Annotated in this window: 14 protein-coding genes and 2 pseudogenes; 13 read left to right on the top strand and 3 right to left on the bottom strand. The window is 38.2% G+C overall.

Going from position 1 to position 16,688, the window contains the following annotated elements:
* Positions 1-17: 17 nt before the first annotated feature.
* Positions 18-755, top strand: a complete 738-nt coding sequence (locus R2B72_RS02210) for an EcsC family protein (protein ID WP_318614527.1) — start codon at positions 18-20, stop codon at positions 753-755.
* Complete coding sequence (locus tag R2B72_RS02215) at positions 739-1,539, top strand: DUF4097 family beta strand repeat-containing protein (protein ID WP_318614528.1); 801 nt, start codon at positions 739-741, stop codon at positions 1,537-1,539. Before R2B72_RS02210 ends, R2B72_RS02215 begins: the two co-directional genes overlap by 17 nt.
* 78 nt (positions 1,540-1,617) lie before the next feature.
* Here R2B72_RS02215 and R2B72_RS02220 read toward each other — a convergent pair whose 3' ends face one another.
* Complete coding sequence (locus tag R2B72_RS02220; RefSeq protein WP_318614529.1) at positions 1,618-1,974, bottom strand: hypothetical protein; 357 nt, start codon at positions 1,972-1,974, stop codon at positions 1,618-1,620.
* Between the two features lie 211 nt (positions 1,975-2,185).
* Between R2B72_RS02220 and R2B72_RS02225 the strand changes: the two genes are divergently transcribed.
* The gene (locus R2B72_RS02225; RefSeq protein ID WP_318614530.1) at positions 2,186-2,851 is read left to right on the top strand and encodes an HAD family hydrolase; all 666 of its coding nucleotides are present in this window, start codon (positions 2,186-2,188) and stop codon (positions 2,849-2,851) included.
* Positions 2,852-2,978: 127 nt separating this feature from the next.
* Here the strand turns inward: R2B72_RS02225 and R2B72_RS02230 are convergent, their stop codons facing one another.
* The gene (locus R2B72_RS02230) at positions 2,979-4,250 is read right to left on the bottom strand and encodes a LysM peptidoglycan-binding domain-containing protein (protein WP_318614531.1); all 1,272 of its coding nucleotides are present in this window, start codon (positions 4,248-4,250) and stop codon (positions 2,979-2,981) included.
* A gap of 1,047 nt (positions 4,251-5,297) precedes the next feature.
* Between R2B72_RS02230 and R2B72_RS02235 the strand changes: the two genes are divergently transcribed.
* The 10 genes and pseudogenes from R2B72_RS02235 to R2B72_RS02280 all read left to right on the top strand — a co-directional run bounded on the left by R2B72_RS02235 (position 5,298) and on the right by R2B72_RS02280 (position 14,871).
* Complete coding sequence (locus R2B72_RS02235) at positions 5,298-5,624, top strand: metalloregulator ArsR/SmtB family transcription factor (protein ID WP_318614532.1); 327 nt, start codon at positions 5,298-5,300, stop codon at positions 5,622-5,624.
* Positions 5,621-6,043 (top strand): annotated as a pseudogene (locus tag R2B72_RS02240) (SRPBCC family protein). The gene R2B72_RS02235 and the pseudogene R2B72_RS02240 overlap by 4 nt, the downstream one beginning before the upstream one ends.
* A 120-nt stretch (positions 6,044-6,163) precedes the next feature.
* A complete protein-coding gene (locus tag R2B72_RS02245) occupies positions 6,164-9,334 on the top strand; it encodes an ATP-binding cassette domain-containing protein (protein ID WP_318614534.1) in 3,171 nt (1,056 codons plus the stop codon).
* A 424-nt stretch (positions 9,335-9,758) separates the two neighbouring features.
* Entirely contained in the window at positions 9,759-10,490 is a 732-nt protein-coding gene (locus R2B72_RS02250; protein WP_318614535.1) for a hypothetical protein, read from the top strand.
* Between the two features lie 89 nt (positions 10,491-10,579).
* Positions 10,580-11,077: a GNAT family N-acetyltransferase gene (locus tag R2B72_RS02255; protein ID WP_318614536.1), complete on the top strand. Its 498-nt coding sequence runs from the start codon at positions 10,580-10,582 to the stop codon at positions 11,075-11,077.
* Between the two features lie 176 nt (positions 11,078-11,253).
* Positions 11,254-11,808 (top strand): class I SAM-dependent methyltransferase, encoded by a 555-nt coding sequence (locus tag R2B72_RS02260; protein ID WP_318614537.1) that lies wholly within the window; start codon positions 11,254-11,256, stop codon positions 11,806-11,808.
* Between the two features lie 12 nt (positions 11,809-11,820).
* Positions 11,821-12,183 (top strand): annotated as a pseudogene (locus R2B72_RS02265) (tetratricopeptide repeat protein); the annotation flags it as partial.
* A 98-nt stretch (positions 12,184-12,281) separates the two neighbouring features.
* A complete protein-coding gene (locus tag R2B72_RS02270; protein ID WP_318614538.1) occupies positions 12,282-12,836 on the top strand; it encodes a hypothetical protein in 555 nt (184 codons plus the stop codon).
* A gap of 228 nt (positions 12,837-13,064) precedes the next feature.
* Positions 13,065-14,108: a DUF1835 domain-containing protein gene (locus R2B72_RS02275; protein ID WP_318614539.1), complete on the top strand. Its 1,044-nt coding sequence runs from the start codon at positions 13,065-13,067 to the stop codon at positions 14,106-14,108.
* A gap of 7 nt (positions 14,109-14,115) precedes the next feature.
* Positions 14,116-14,871 (top strand): DUF4184 family protein, encoded by a 756-nt coding sequence (locus tag R2B72_RS02280; RefSeq protein WP_318614540.1) that lies wholly within the window; start codon positions 14,116-14,118, stop codon positions 14,869-14,871.
* A 364-nt stretch (positions 14,872-15,235) separates the two neighbouring features.
* On the opposite strand, the gene R2B72_RS02285 is transcribed toward R2B72_RS02280, so the two are convergent.
* Positions 15,236-16,384 (bottom strand): tyrosine-type recombinase/integrase, encoded by a 1,149-nt coding sequence (locus tag R2B72_RS02285; RefSeq protein WP_318614541.1) that lies wholly within the window; start codon positions 16,382-16,384, stop codon positions 15,236-15,238.
* Positions 16,385-16,688 lie beyond the last annotated feature (304 nt).

Genomic DNA, 16,688 nt, shown 5'->3' on the forward strand with positions numbered 1-16,688 from the left:
TGGAAGGGTGCAAATAGATGATAGATTATACAGCAAAGGTCCAAGAGGAATTAGTTTTTTGGAAGCATAAAATGACTAGGCGATCCGGTTTCATCGGGCGTACCTCAAAAAAAGCACAAGTAAAAGTAAATGGTTTGATTCCTAAAAAGGTTCATAACGTAATGACCGAGAGCATAAAAAACATGGTGAAGGCAACGCTCGTTGGTTCGAATATAACGACGAAGAAGCAGCAAGCAATCGGGCTTAGTTTATATGAACGCGATGAGCTTTTTAAAGAAAAACTGACTAAATTTCGTAAAACAGCTGTCATTGAAGGAGCTGGAACGGGAGCAGGCGGGATTATGCTTGGTTTTGCTGATTTCCCTTTGCTATTGTCCATAAAGATGAAGTTTCTATTTGAAGCGGCCTCAGTTTATGGCTTTGATACGAATGACTACGAGGAACGCCTATTCATCCTGCATATTTTCCATCTCGCTTTTTCAAGTGAGGAAACACGCAAAGAAACATTGCCTATCATAGAAAACTGGCAACAATACAAGCATTTGATTGCAGATATGGATTGGCAAGACTTTCAGCAAGAATACCGGGATCACATTGATTTGGTGAAGATGTTTCAATTAATACCGGGCTTCGGGGCCGTTGTTGGGGCGTTTGCTAATTATAATTTGCTTGACCAGCTCGGTGAAGTGGCAATGAATTCTTATCGATTTCGGTTTTTACAAGAAAGGACGGGACACGATGATTTTCAAAAATAAACTGTTTGTGATTGGGGTACTTGTATTAGTCGTACTAGGTGGAATTTGGCTAGTCATGAAGCCGGGGAATGGATTTGAAAAAAGCGCCAATAAAAAAGTGATTGATGATCTGTCGTTTACAAGTATTGCGATTTCAGCTGATAATGCAGCTGTGGAAATTGTATCGACAAAAGATTCAGTTGCAACAGTTGAATATTCAGGTAAAACGAAGAAGAACAAGAAATATATTTTCGAAGCGGATGTAAAAGGAGATACACTTGCTGTGCAATTTAAGGAGAAGCGCAAGAGCTTTATTCAATTCGGTATTTCCTCATTTGACTTAACGTTAACAATGCATCTTCCTGAGAAACAATATGATCGATTGCAAGTAGAAACGGAAAATGGACGCATTATTGCGGGGCAGCTGCAAGCACAAGACATTCATCTGGAAACAGATAATGGTCGTGTTGAATTGAAACAAGTAGACGCCAAAGTCATCCATGTAAAAACGGATAACGGAAAAATCCTGTTCGAAGATGTTGAAGGAGAGATCAACGCCAAAACGGACAATGGACGAATTTCTCTTATTACAACTAATTTGGATCAATCCATCGATTTAGAAACGGATAACGGTAGAATTGAGATTCATACAGAAAATGAGCCTACCAATGCAATCATCGATGCGAAAACAGACAATGGCCGAGTCGAACTATTTGGGCAGGAAAATAAGCATGTAACGTTTGGCAAAGGTGAAAATTTGGTTAAGTTACGAACGGATAATGGCAGAATTACTGTGACGAAATGATAGCTAACGGGCTATCATTTCGTTTTTTCTTTATCCATGGGGTTTCTTGGCAGTTTTTATTGATGCGCTAGCAATTCCTCACCATTGCAATGCAATTTGTAATTTACAACATTCCCCGGATTTTTCAGCATTGTCGAGTTCAATATGAATTCCACTTGGCGTAAATTTGGTAGTGACCTTTATCGTAATCCCCGCTGATTGGATTAATTCATCGACTTTCTGTTGATTGGATAATTGGGCAGCATCCATTAGGTCATGTGAAAAATTGGACGAATCTACTATCTTATTTATTAACATTTGGGATTGTCTAATGACTTCAAGCATTTTTTCAGCTGATGCATGTAAGCGTTGTGTACTGACAGGGGGGAATGGGTTAGGTGCATTTTGTGATAACGACGATTCTGATGCTATCCATAGTGGATGAAAATAATGCATACAAGCTCCTCCTTGCTATATGTTGGTTATCCTAATCTATGTATAGGATCCTGAACTTGCATCGAATCACTGTATGTGACGAAAATGAATGGGGACTGTAAGCCGATTCTATATCGCTCGTAAAAGGGAATTACTATAATAGAAAGTAGATATCTTTTTCTATCCCTGTATAATTGAATTTACAGACAATAGCGGATTGGTGGGAAAGAGAATGATTAAAGCAGTCTTATTTGACCTAGACGGCACATTGTTAAATCGGGATGCATCTGTCGAGTTATTCATAGACGCACAGTATAAGCATTTACATGAGTATGTTGGACATATCGAAAAAGGGGAATTCACCTCCAGGTTTATCGAATTAGATTGCAGGGGATACGTTTGGAAGGACAGGGTATACCAACAACTGGTTAAGGAATTTAAAATAGTCGGGTTGACATGGGAGCAATTACTTCAAGAATATATCGATTATTTTCACCAATACTGTGTGCCATTTCCGAACCTTCACGAAATGTTACAATCGCTTGTGGGTCAATCAATCTCCTTGGGAATCATCAGCAATGGCAAAGGGCAATTCCAGATGGCTAATATCAAAGCGCTTGGCATTGAACATTATTTTGAAACAATATTAATTTCTGAGACTGAAGGCATTAAAAAACCAGATCCTCGAATATTTGAGAAAGCATTACAGCAGCTCGATGTTCCCGCAAATGCTTGTCTGTTTGTTGGGGATCATCCCGACAACGATGTGAAAGCCTCTCGGGATGTCGGTATGTTAGGTGTTTGGAAGAAAGATTCACAGTGGGATGAAGTTGTGGCTGATTATGTCGTAAAGGATTTAATGGAGGTTTGTATAATTATTGAGGAGTTACTTGATTAATACCTACAATTAATAACCCATCCATGAGGTAACAACTCGCAGGGATGGGTTATTTCCGCTCTATAAATCCCGACTTTCTTGTGAAGAATCTACTAATTTCGTTTAAATCAATTTAATGACAATTACTTTACACTCTTTTCCGAATGGTAAAGTTGTCTTCTAGCAATAACCAGTTTTGAGGAAATGGGTAGCCGAGCACCCAGTAACTGATTCCGCGTAAATGATAGTCTTTCACCATCTTAAACTTCGCTTGCGCACTACGAGCGTCTTCAAACCATACTTCGTGATGTCGCCCTTGTGCATCCGTGTAGCGATAGAAGGGTGATTGGGCAATGGGGTCATATTGGATTGTTGCCCCATATTGAATAGCTCTGCGAATGGCCTCTTGCTGACTAAACGTTTCGGCCTCCTGTCCTTGTACGTGGGGAATTAGCCAATCACGTGCATAAATTTGAAAACCGAAGAAAATCTTGTCCCTAGGAATAACTGTGATCGCATAATCCAGCACCCGTTTTATTTGATTAAGTGGCGAAATAGCTTGCGGTGGGCCAAATCGATAGCCCCATTCGTAGGTCATCAACACAACAAAATCCACAATCTTTCCTTGGGCTTCGTAGTCATGTGCCTCATACAATAATCCTTGCTGCTCACTACTTACTTTAGGGGCAAGGGCTGAAGAGACAAAATAGCCTTCAGGATGCAGTCGGTCAACTGCACGCTGTAAAAATTGATTATAGTTTTCACGGTCAGCAGGAAAAACATTTTCAAAATCAACATTTAATCCTTTATATCCTTTTTCTTTCATGACATTGAGTATATTAGTTAATAATTTTTCTTGAAGTTCAGTACTTGAAAGGATTGTATGTGCAAGACCGGATCCGGTAGCTGTTGCGCTGAAATTCGTGATGGCTATCACAGGAACGATTCGTTCGGCGGCAGCAGATTGAAGCATTTCGGTGTCATCGAGCGTAGTTAAACTACCGTCTTCCTTCACACTATAGACAAAAGGCATCCAATACGTTAAATAGTGACCAACTTCTTGAATCTCCCTTGCGCCAGTTTCTCCAGTGTTAATCGTATAAGCATTCACATCGATAATTGGTTTATGGACTGGGATGTTTAAACGCATACCGACCACAATCATATTCGGATTTTGCAGCTGATTTACGCGTACGATTTCTTGAATGGTCGTACCGTAACGTTGTGCAATGTCCGATAAGTTTTCACCAGGCTGAACATAATGCGTCCCTGGCGTTGTTGGCATGACAAGGGTCATCCCAGGTACTAATTTATTCGGATTTTCCAACACGTTCGCCGTGACAATTTGAGTCGGAGTGATACCGTATCGCTGTGCAATCAACCACAATGTCTCTCCCGGATGTACCTCATGGATCTGCATCTACTTCTCTCCTTATTCATCATCTTCTTTATCGTATTCTAGGAGAGGGCTGGATATCAGTATTTTTAGCTGAACTCAATAATCGGTTTTTCAACTAGTTGATAAAATCAGTTAACATAATATTAATACTTAATACTAATAGATAATTGCAAATGGAGGAACATTCATTCATGAAAAAACGATTGGACTCATTTTCTCTGGCTTATTAATTGGCACGATGATAGTGATCATGGTGAAATCAAATTGTGGTAAAATACTTCCAATTGAGGACTTAGCTGCGACTATGGATTCAATTTCATCTGTTGAAGAGTAAGGATTGGAAGTAGGGGAGACACCGTCGGACTTCCAGCTGACAACAGTTACCGGAGAGCTTGTTAAGTTGTCGGAATTGAAGAGGAAAAAGGAGTACAGCGTTTTATATTTTTGAGTTTAATAATTATATTATGTAAACTAACACTAATATTGTTAACAACGATCTTACTTTTTCAATTTTGACTTTATAATACCGTCAATTTTTTCAGAAACCCAACATTTACTAAGGGGAAGGAACAATCTTAGGATGGGGGTGAATGTCTGTGGCGAAAAGAAATCGCGGGAAAGTATTGAATCGACTACCATCCAAGGGGCGTGGCGATTGCCCTTTATGTGAAAGAAAAAGAATCAAGTTATTGTACACCCATAAAATAGATTTCGCTAAAACCGTTCAGGTGTGTAAATTCTGTCGAGATAAATGATTGATTGTACATCGCTTTTTAAGGGCGATGTACTTTTTTTATATTGATGCCAAAGCAGTATCACGATGATTTTCAATAACTAGTGCTGTTACTAGTGTGGCTGTGTTCAAGCAGTGAGTCTAAGGTCCTGAAATGACGATAACTCTGTCCAAAAAGTTAGTGAAAACTGACTTTCTGGATAGCAAGGGTACTTGACATGCTACCTTTTGGTGTCCTATAATTGATTAGACAATAAAAGGTGTCCTATTAAGCTGTTATGAAGTTTAATCGATGTTCTTTTAGGAAATAATCATGAAAAGGTGGGGGGGCGATTGTGAACGAAAAAAGTCAAGCGAGGGATGTTTATGATGCTGTTGGGGACCCATCGCGGCGAAAAATACTTCGACTGTTGGCAGATGTTGAAGAATTACCTCTACATGAGATAACAGTTCATTTTCAAATAGGGCGTACAGCGGTTTCTAAGCATTTATCAATCCTTAAAGAGGCCGATCTTGTCATCGCTCGTAAGGTCGGGCGGGAAACAAGGTATCGGTTAAATGCCGCCCCCTTGAAAGAAATACAAGATTGGGTATCTTTTTATGAAGGATTTTGGAAAGACAGAATTGCCAAATTACAGCTTTTATTGGAGGAAGAAAAATGAAACCAGATGTATCATTAGATTATCAATTTACAAGTTCAATTGAGCAAGTGTGGAGCGCTTTAACAGATTCAGATACACTTGCGAAATGGATATGGGCAAATGATTTTAAACCAGTCGTTGGACATACATTTCAGTTTCGGGCAGAGCCATCCGAATGGTGGGACGGAATTGTGGATTGAGAGGTGCTCAAAGTAGACGAGCCTCATCAATTATCTTACACTTGGCTAAGTGCCGGAGAAAGTACGACTGTTACATGGACGTTGAAAAAAGGTTCAGATGGAATTGTTCATCTACATTTCGAACAAAGTGGATTTAGTGCAGAAACGAAAGCACGCGCGGGAGCAATCGAGGGGGCTACATATGCTTGGACGGGCATGGGTGTTCAACTTGAAAAAGTGTTAGCGGAACTGCAAAAATAAATTCTTTGTACACTATGACTTCAACAATAAGGCGCTTTTCCGGAACATGGAAAGCGTCGTTTTCAATTATTAATTACCTAACGCGGCAATACTGAATGTAGAGAATGGGGAGGTATCACTATGAATATTAATCAATTAATTGCGAACAATATTAACCAATTAGATGCAGCGCTACCCGTAGATAAATCGTTAGGGATTGCTGGTTTATCTGGATCTGGTAAAACAACTTTTTGCCAAACAATCGGTGAAGAATCGAAGAAGCGTCTCGTTTCTTTATTACCAAAAGCTGAATATCAGTATTTATTCCCTACTATTATGGAAACTAATTTCAGTGCTATTAAGATGGAAGAAATGCCTTTAGTCCTTTTTCTGGGGAAATCAGCCATTTCTTCTAATCCACGTTCGACAATCGGCACCCATACAGGCGTTTTTAAAGAGATACGCGTGCGGCTTGCTGAAAAATTTAATCTTTCTCCAGAAACTTTTTCCTTTAATAATGAATTAGGCTGGTGTCCAGCTTGTAAAGGTCGCGGAACGACTAAAAATGTCGAATGTAAAAAGTGTGAGGGCAAGCGTTATAACTTGGAAGTGGAGCAATATACGATCGAATTGTTAGATCAGCCACATAGTATTTCCGATATTAACAACTTAAGCGTTGAAACCATACTTTCACTGAAAGAAGATTTACATATTAGTGAAGCGAAACAACATATTCTTCAAAATATCATCAATATGAATATTGGTTACTTAACAGTCAATCGCATTATGGGTACATTATCAGGTGGAGAATTAACACGACTGTACTTAGCCGAATTTATGGCGACCAGTGAAAATACCGTTATTATTATTGATGAAATCTCTGTGGGGCTTGATCACCAAACACTGTTGAAAATTTTAGCTGAAATTAAACAATTGGGCTACAAAAATCAAATTTGGCTCATTGATCATTCAGATACAGTGCTTGACGCAACAGATGAGCAATTGTTCTTTGGCCCAGGTAGCGGGAAATATGGTGGGCAAATTGTTGAAGAATCCCCACGTCCAAAACCAATCCCTTCGGAACTTAATCAGGCAATACCAACAGAATACTATCAGTTTCATGATCTTTATTGCCGTAATATTCAAATTGCTGATATTCAAATTCCTAAAAATAGACTTGTCACTTTTACGGGGGAATCTGGCTGTGGTAAATCGACACTTGTCAATGAGTGCATTGCTAAAGATTTTCAGAAACGATATCCCAAAGATAAACTGGTCATGGTCGGGCAAAATCGAAACCAATCGATTACGAGTCGGTCAACAGTTGCGACTTTTCTTGATATTAAAAGAAAGCTTACAAAATACAGTGAAGAAATTGATGATATTTTTCAGCGCTCGATTGAAGATATTATTGATGAACTGCCGCATGAAGACATCGCTCATAAACGCTTGAGCTTATTGATCAAACTTGGACTTGGTTATTTGACGTTGGAAAGAAAAACACAGTCTTTATCGACGGGTGAATTTCAATGTGTTCATTTAGTTTCTGAGCTGTTTGCCAATTCAAGAAACCCTCATACGCTGTTTATTTTTGACGAGCCTTCAAAAGGTTTATCACAAAACATTTTAAATCAATTCATTGACAGTATCAGGATCATTCTGCAGGATGAATCTGTCTCAATGATTATGATTGAACATAATGCATATATGATGGAAAACGCTGATTTTATTGTTGATTTTGGTAAAAGACAGCTTGCACCTGTCGAGCACCTGGATGTTGTTAGTCATGAACATTATTATCGTCAACAAGATTCGCCGGATCAAGTGGCTCCATTGCAAATTGCTTCAAAGATCCATCAACAAACAGGCGTACATTACTTAAAAGAAAATCAAATTTCTTATTTTAAAAATGCAGAGAATGTCTATAAGGGCGGCATTTTAAAAAGTCTATCCTCCATGGCTCGACTGATTTATGGTGAATATGAATCTGACACAATTGCACCTGTCATTGCCATTGATCTGGAGCGTCATTTGTATAGTCAATATAGCTTTCTGTATGAAGTGGGCGGCTTGATCAACCATATTGTGGCAGCTCATCCGACTAATAAAAATACGAGTAGCTTCGATTTCTATCGTCAAGACAATCATTGCCCATCCTGCTCAGGTCGCCAAGTAATTGAAAAATTTGATATAGATATTGTGATTCAAGACAAAACCGTACCATTCTGGGATGGCCTATTGCACCCAGATGTGATGGAGGTATTAAAATACTATCAATATCCGAAATTGCAATTCCTCTTTGATGAGATTAAAAATGAACTAGGTCAGGATATTAGTAAAAGTTATAATGATATGACGGAAGCAGAAAAACATACCTTTTTATATGGATATTGGGAAAAGTCATTCTATGATAAAGAAGGCAAGGCACGAAGGACTTGGGAAGGTTTTAACCTTATTATTGGGCGTTATATCTTTGTCTCGAAATCGATTATTAAAGAGCAAATGAAAGAATCCAAAGAAATGATAGGCTGTCCAGTTTGTCGAGGAACCGTGCTCAATCATCATAAAAAGCTACTATTTGGCGATACGGATATTCGAGAAATCATTCAGCAGCCCGTTGATCAAGTGATGAAAACAGTTGGGAATTTACGAATACTAGATAAACTAAAGGATATCGTCGGTGGGGATATGACTTTAACAGAAGATGTTTCCCTATTACCAAGGGAAACACAGGTGGCGCTGAAAATGTTTGAACTGGAGCAGGCTAGTTTTGCACATTATGAAATAGTTTTACAAAATGCCCTGCCATTCTGGGGCAATATTAGCGGCAATATCGAAGCCATCAGCATGAATAATCGGATCACCATCTGTGATTTTGATAATATTACCGAAACTCGAGAAACGATCATTGATAAATATTTTACCAATGGAAAATACAAAAAACTGACGTATGTCTATGAAACGTTAGGTTACAAAAAAATTGTCACTCACATTAATAAAATTAAAAAAAGTCATCCATGTCCGTTCTGTAAAGGGAAGAAAGTCATTACAGAAGATAATCTCCATGATGGCGTATTTAAATTGACGATACCTTGTGTGAGTTGTGAGGCAAGTGGAATCAATGATGAAGGGCGTAAGGAGATCGTCGAGGGCATAGACGTGCAAACATGGCTAACTGGGAAAGTAAGTGATGCTGTTACGGAAGGCTCACATCTTGAGGCTGTTGCAGATCTACTCATCTTCAAGCGTATTCGTGAGTTGAATAAACAAGAAATGATGGCGATTTATCAGTACCTTGAAAAAAATAAATAAATAGCTGTCAGTCAGCAAAGAATAGAGTAGGTGCATGGATTCATTCATGTACATACTCTATTTTTGTCTATAATGAAAACTAAAAGTAAATTTATGGATATTACAGGAATTTATATTCCAAGTTATTTTTTTGTAAGCTTTTTCAGCTATATATTTATTAAAAGGTCTATCAATTTTGATGGTATGTATTTAATATCTATATATAAGACCTCGCTAGTGCATATAAGTAATAGATAACTCGCACATAGTATATATTATCAAATAAACATTCCCGTATCTAAAAAATCTATCATTCAAGACTTGGAATCGGACATTTTAAGAAACGTATTTACGAGGATAAGGGGAGACATATCGCAATGGATATTTATCTTGATATATGGACTAACAAGGTATATGATTATTTAAAATATTAGGAGTGTTTAGTGTGAAGTTACCTTCGTTTCAACAAGCTGTTGGCTTTAGTGTAGGTGATACACTTTCTCTATTTATATTAAGAGCTCTCCATCATCAATCTAATTATTCAAGAGCACTTTATGAACAATTCAACTTAGAATTCCCAGGGCGTTCTGTTTCCTACGAGTATGTTGCACGTATGGCTAATACATTAGAAAATGATGGCTTTCTGCTTTCACAAACAGAAGGTCGGAAAAAGTTCTTTCAACTTACGAAGAAGGGGGAAGCACGGCTTCAGGAATACAATACAATTTATGCGTATCGATTTAGTGAAGTTTCGACCGTCATCGATCGATTTTATTACTTTCTTACGAAGAATGGCCTTCCATCCCAAGATGACATTGAGCCACTACACGAAGACTTTAGACCGTTTATATCGAAGCTGTTATCTGTCAAAGATGTCGTTCGATTTATGGCACTAAGACTCAGCTTAAACCGCGACTCTTTCTATATGGCAGAGGTACAGGGCCAATTGAATAGTTTGTTCGGCTGGTCTCCATCCAATGGCTATTTGTACAATATCGCACGTGAAATGGAAGAAACCAATTTGTTAGTTGGGTTTTGGCCAGATGAAAGAAGGACGATTCGCAAGCTATATAAGACAGATAACAGTGAGCCATTCTATGAGATCGTAGCGGCTTCACTAACTGAACGGATTATCCAGGTTCGTAAATACTTGCATTATATTTTAGAATTGGTGTAAGTCCCGATACTAGTCATTCAGTGAAAGACAATAACCTGGTAGAAACCGGCTGTCAAATTGATTTTGCACAATTGAAGGAGCTTAACTAGATGAAAATCAGACGTCTAAATCCACTAGATGCCATAGCTTATCAGGCCATTAGGTTGAAAGCTCTACAAAATAATCCCGAGGCATTTGGTTCTAGCTATGAAGAGGAGAAAGATCAACCAGTTGAAAAGTATATACTCAGATTTCAATCCAGCGATTCTATTACTTTAGGTGCTTTTGTAGATGACGAGCTTGTTGGAGTCGTTACAATATTTAGAGAAAGCTTGGTTAAACTTCAACATCGCGCAACTATTATCGCCATGTATGTAGCTCCTGATCAGCGTGAATTAGGACTTGGTAAGTCTCTGATGGCAGAAGTCATTCAGGTGGCAAACGATTGGGCAGGCGTGGAACAGGTTTATTTAACAGTTGTCATGACGAACGAACCCGCAAAAAAACTATATGCTTCATTAGGTTTTGAGGTCTTTGGCACAGAGAAAAAAGCATTAAAAGTAGGTGATACTTATTTTGATGAAGAGCATATGGTGTTATTTTTATAAATCTTCAATATGCGAAATAGCCAAACAGCCCATCACTTCATTCAAAGTGTGGGCTATTTTAATCAGTAAATCTTCCGCAAAATTCAATCTTGAGAAAAAGTTAAGAATAAAAATTTACTTTAATCATGCTCTCTACGTTACAATTATAGAGACAACCCTAAATGAGGTGAAATGAGATGTTGAAATTCTTAAAAGAGTACATAAAGCATCCAAGAAATACGGGAGCAATCGCAGCAAGCACTTCGCAATTGGCAAAGGGGATGGTCAATGGCATTGATTTTGGCAAAGCCAACTGTATCGTCGAAATTGGACCTGGAACAGGTGCCTTTACAAAAGAAATTGTGAAGAGAAAACAACCAGGTACTCTGCTGCTATTGATAGAAATAAATGAGGTTTTTTCTGCTGTTTTACAAGAACGCTATAAACATGATCCAAGTATACAAGTAATAAATGGCTCCGCTGAACATATTGAATCGTATTTAAAATCCTCAAATATAGGTGAGATAGATTATTGTGTTTCGGGTCTACCTTTCGCATCTTTACCTGCTAAAGTATCCGCGAATATATTGAAAAATGTGATGGAATTGTTAAAGCCTGGCGGTCAATTTATTACATTTCAGTATTCTCTTGTGAAACTAACTTTCATCAAGGAATATTTTTCGCAAATAGACGTTGAAAAAGTTTGGTTTAACCTTCCACCTGCCTATGTACTGTCGTGTGGGAATAAGTGATAAAAGATAAGCGCATGGAGTTTTGATGTATTGGGGGAAGAAACACAAGGAGTGCCCTTTTATGAAATGGTCATTCAATTGGGCTTATCCGGAATGGAATTGGAAGAAGCCTTACTTGGATTAGGGAGTTCATATAGAGCACTGGGTAGCTATGAACAATCAGAAGAGGTATTTTTGAAAGGCATGGAGCTATTTCCAAACAATCGAGCCCTTCAGGTATTCTATTCAATGACGCTCTACAATTTGAAGGAGCATCATCAAGCCATGGAATTCCTGCTTAACTGCTTGGCTGACACGACGAAAGATCAAGAGATTTTAAACTATAAGAAAGCCATCCATTTTTATGCGGATAAACTAGACAGGATTTGGCGTTAAGGGTCTAGTACTTGTTAGTAATAATCGATTAGACTGAAAGTGATTGGTGTTCTAGGAATACGTAGTTCTAGAAGAGTAAAACAGCTGGAGGTTTTTTAGTGCCGAAAAAACTAAAACGGGGTTTGCTTTATTGTGGTGCCATTCTTCTACTTCTTGCTTTTATTGTAAACAATGCAGTAAAAGATGACATTCAAGAAATTGAAAAAGCTCTTCATTCTTTGAATCAGCCGATATCCCAAATTCTATATACTAAGCTATTAGACAGAAACCAAGCCATTGTATTTTACGAAAGTTCTTCTGTGGGCATAGAGTCTTTTGGAAATGCTAGATTCAAGAAGAATATATTTGGTTGGCGACTAGTGGGTGCTTCAAGTGGTCAAAATCCTGAGGGCTATAAATTTAGCTGGAGTTTTTCCGATTTGACGTTTGATTTTTCAGGGTACACAGATTTACTGAGTGGAAAATTTTTTGTCGCTGACATTAAAGAAGTACGCATTGTTACTAAAAATGAAGTTGAATATCATGCTGAAATTATTGAGTATAACAATAGTAAAAAGTACTGGTTTGTAATCAGCGAGGGAGAAGAACTACTAGGTTCTACAATCACAGCTCTGTCCCAAGATGGTAAAATAATTGAACCACTGATCGAGTAGATATTAATTCCTGAAAAATAGGGGTGAAATGTTGGAAATACTCTTGCTTGCTGCGTTTTATCTAAATCCGATTTTGGCTATCGTATTTTGTTTGAATTTAGTAGCAATGATTAAGAAAATTAGCGCTGATAATAAAAATAACACATCCAAAAACACCTTTTGGTTGACTATTTCATTTATGTACATCGTTTGTTCAATAGGAACACTGCAAAAAGAGGAGGGATCCGCTTGAACAGAAACAATCAGTTAAAACAAGCCATTTTCAAATTAAGCGAACCAGAGGCCAAGTCATTGCTTTTTCAACTGTTTTTACAAGCTGAAACGAATGAGACCGCACAGTTTGTCACAGAGTTACGCGAAGTGAAGCATTCGCTTATGAACACCGCCCCCACTGGTCATGCCCAAACGGTACATATTGTCTTTGGTGATTCAACAGCTGGTAGCTTACGGATTGCATTTCACGACACTGTCTATAAAGAAACCGAACAGGTCCTTGTTTTACCCGATATTCTATCGGTTGGTCCTGTGAAAGGCTTACATACGAAAGAGGGACTTCAAGCACGCTTTCACTGGTTGAAAGATCGATTTCAAGATGCAATCAATAAACGTGATGCGTATATGCATGGAATGACGGAAGCCTTTGAGAGACTCAAGGCGATTCCTTCTTATCAAGATATTGTGATTTGGACGGGCAATAACGCACATGAACAAGCTGGATTACGCCTTGTCCTCGCATTGCTGAAAGACAAATGGAACACCATTTACATCCTCAATACCTTTGCAGCTTTTCACGAAATCCATATATATCCCGCACTAGAAGAAGAGAACTATCCGAAAACCTCAAGGGAACTTTCTTCTGATGAATTATTACACTTTTACGAGCAATGCGACATGCGACCTTTACGTCAGGCGAAGCGAGAGATGTTATGCAAGGAAGGGTGGAATATGTTGCTTGAAGAAGGTCGTAGTACGGTGTCCAATGAACCATACCTCATTCGTACATGGAAGAACAATGAACTCTGGCACAACACGAATATAGATTGTGATGATGACTTCATCATTGCTTGTGCCAAAAGGATGCATGCGGAAGAAGAAACATCCGATTTTATCAAAGCTGCACGGGTTGTTGGTGAAGTATGTGGCCATATGGAGCAATATAGAGGGATTGAATGGATTGAGTACCGCCTTCGCTGTTTAATTGAGCAAGGGATCTTTGATTATGAAGGGGATTTGAAGGCCATGCGATTTTATCAGGTGAAGGTAAGGATGTGAGTGTACAATGCCACTAACTTTTGCTCATCCAGCAGCTATTCTACCATTCTCAAGAAAAAGTAGATATATTCATTTTTCTGCACTGGCATTGGGCAGTATGGCTCCTGATTTTGAATACTTTTTGACAGGTCGACCAATGGGGGAAATCGGACATACCTTTTGGGGATTCATTTGGTTTAATTTACCGCTAGTATTACTCACTTATTTTATTTATCGGTTCTTTCTGCATGAAACGCTATTCAACCACTTACCAAATAGTTTGCAAGATCCTGATACAAAAAGAATTGATTCTAATGGAATTGTGAAGATAGTAGTATTTTGCTATTCCGCCTTGCTCGGAATGATAACACATGTTGTATGGGATTCTTTCACGCATATCAATGGATATATGGTATTAAAATTTCCTGATTTCTTTACTTATAGTACTAACATCTATGGCTTTTCGATCCCTTTATATAAATTTTTGCAGCATGGAAGCACATTGTTTGGCTTAACCATCATTTTGATTTATTTGAATGTCAGGGCTTCATCTCAAAAGAGTCACAACCGAATTCATGTTTCTCCTAAGCGTAAACTTATTTACTGGTCTTCTACATCACTTTTGGCGGTAGTATTTGTGCTTCTATGGTATCTGATGGACTATGTTTCAATTATGAGCTATGGGATAGTTGTCGTCAGAATGATAGATTCTTTTTTGTTGAGCTTGTTAGTTAATTCTTTGGTTATTAAATTTAAATTGTTGACAATTTTCAAGCGGTACTAGTACATGAGTGAAATAGTGCGTGGTGTGGATATTGGATTATGAAATAACTTTTTCCTTATCTCAAGAATGTATGGCTGGAATCTTTTATTTCTAAATAACTTACTTTTCCGTGTTGCATAAATGGCAACTGTTGCAAAGTCTCTGCAATCATACTTCTACGGTTACAGGAAGATGAACTAAAGTACAATAAACCTTGATTTGAAATTAAAAATGAAGGTGGATATATACGTAAATATCTCGTACGCAAGAAGGTATGTAGTTGAATGAAACAGGAATTACAAAATATAAAATAGGTATATAAAATTGAAAAGGGTAGCGTGTACGTCATTATTTCCATGAAGTACACGCTACCCCTTTTTCATCCCTAAATATACTCTCCAAACCCCTCCGATTTCCACGAATGAATAGCGTGACGTTCCTTTTCGAACACTTTTTCCAAGTAAATCATCGTCGTTTCAATCTTCTCATGTCCAAGCGAGCGCATAATGTCATATATATCGACGCCATTGAGCTTGGAGATAATCGCAAAAGCATGGCGGAAGACGTGGGGCGTGATGGTCATCGTCTGATCGGATAACTTCAACTGGTTCAGACTTATGATTTCCTTTTTCACATACTGAGACAAATACGAAGGGGAGTACGAACGCCCTGTATTGGTTGTAAACAGCGGATCCTCCAGTTGCGCTTGTTCAATTGGCAACAAGCCCCTTGCCTGACGAAAACTACGAATGCTGTGAACGACTTTTTCCTTCAATGGCACATGCCGCCTCTTATTCCCTTTGCCCAACACATCTAAATAGTAGCCTCCCTGTATGGCATCTACCTTCAAATCTTTTACTCGCAAGGTACAAAACTCTTCATTCCGAATTCCAGTTGTTGTGAGGACATGGATAATGGCAAACATAATGGGCTGCTGCATGTCTCGAAACGCATTCAGTAGCGTAACGACATCCGCTGGCCCTAAATCACGATTGGGCCGATCATCTTTTCGAACCGACGCAATTCGTAGCCCTTCGTGAATCGGTTGCTGGATATAGCCCACCTTATGCAAAAATGTAAAAAACGCTTTGATTACTGTTGTTTTTCGTTCAAGTGTAGCCGGGGAGTACGGACCCTTGCGAATCACATGCGGACTCTGGGTCGCTAACCACTCCTGATACCTTCGTAAATGACGTGATTGGAGCGATTTAAACAGAGAACCTTCTATTATATAGGCCACATCTACATCAATTTCTGCACTATAGGTGAACAACTGTTCAATGAACAATAACAACTCACGTTCATACTCTCGTATTGTCCTTTCCGCACGATCATTTTCTTGATTCAAATGGCGACGTTCGTATAGAAACCATTTCATCATATCGGAATCTGTAAAATCATGAAAAGCCGGCTGGCCATTTTTCTCCGCCTCATCCAAACTGTTTTGCAAAGTTGGAATTGTAGAGATTTTTCTCAATTCATTTTTAACGTCAACTATTTGGAATTGACTATTTTTTATAATTGAAAATGTCAAAGTGAACCCACCTTTTTCGAAATCTTAACTTCTATAAGCTATTCTATTTTCAAATACAATCCATAATCATATAGATGCAGTTAATTTCAATCTATACATCCATTTTACCATAGTTTTCATTGAACATAAAAAAACAGTCCCTTTGTTTATATATGGCTCAAATAAAATAAAACGGATTTGTATTATAATACGTTTAGTTGTTGCTATTTCATTAAAGAGAACTAAAGTTGTTTGAAATCAGATTTATATTAGACTATACTTAGTGAATAGAAATATTACTTTTAAATACTAGTTATTTCACTCT

This window comes from Sporosarcina sp. YIM B06819, from assembly GCF_033485175.1.
Taxonomy (GTDB): domain Bacteria; phylum Bacillota; class Bacilli; order Bacillales_A; family Planococcaceae; genus Sporosarcina.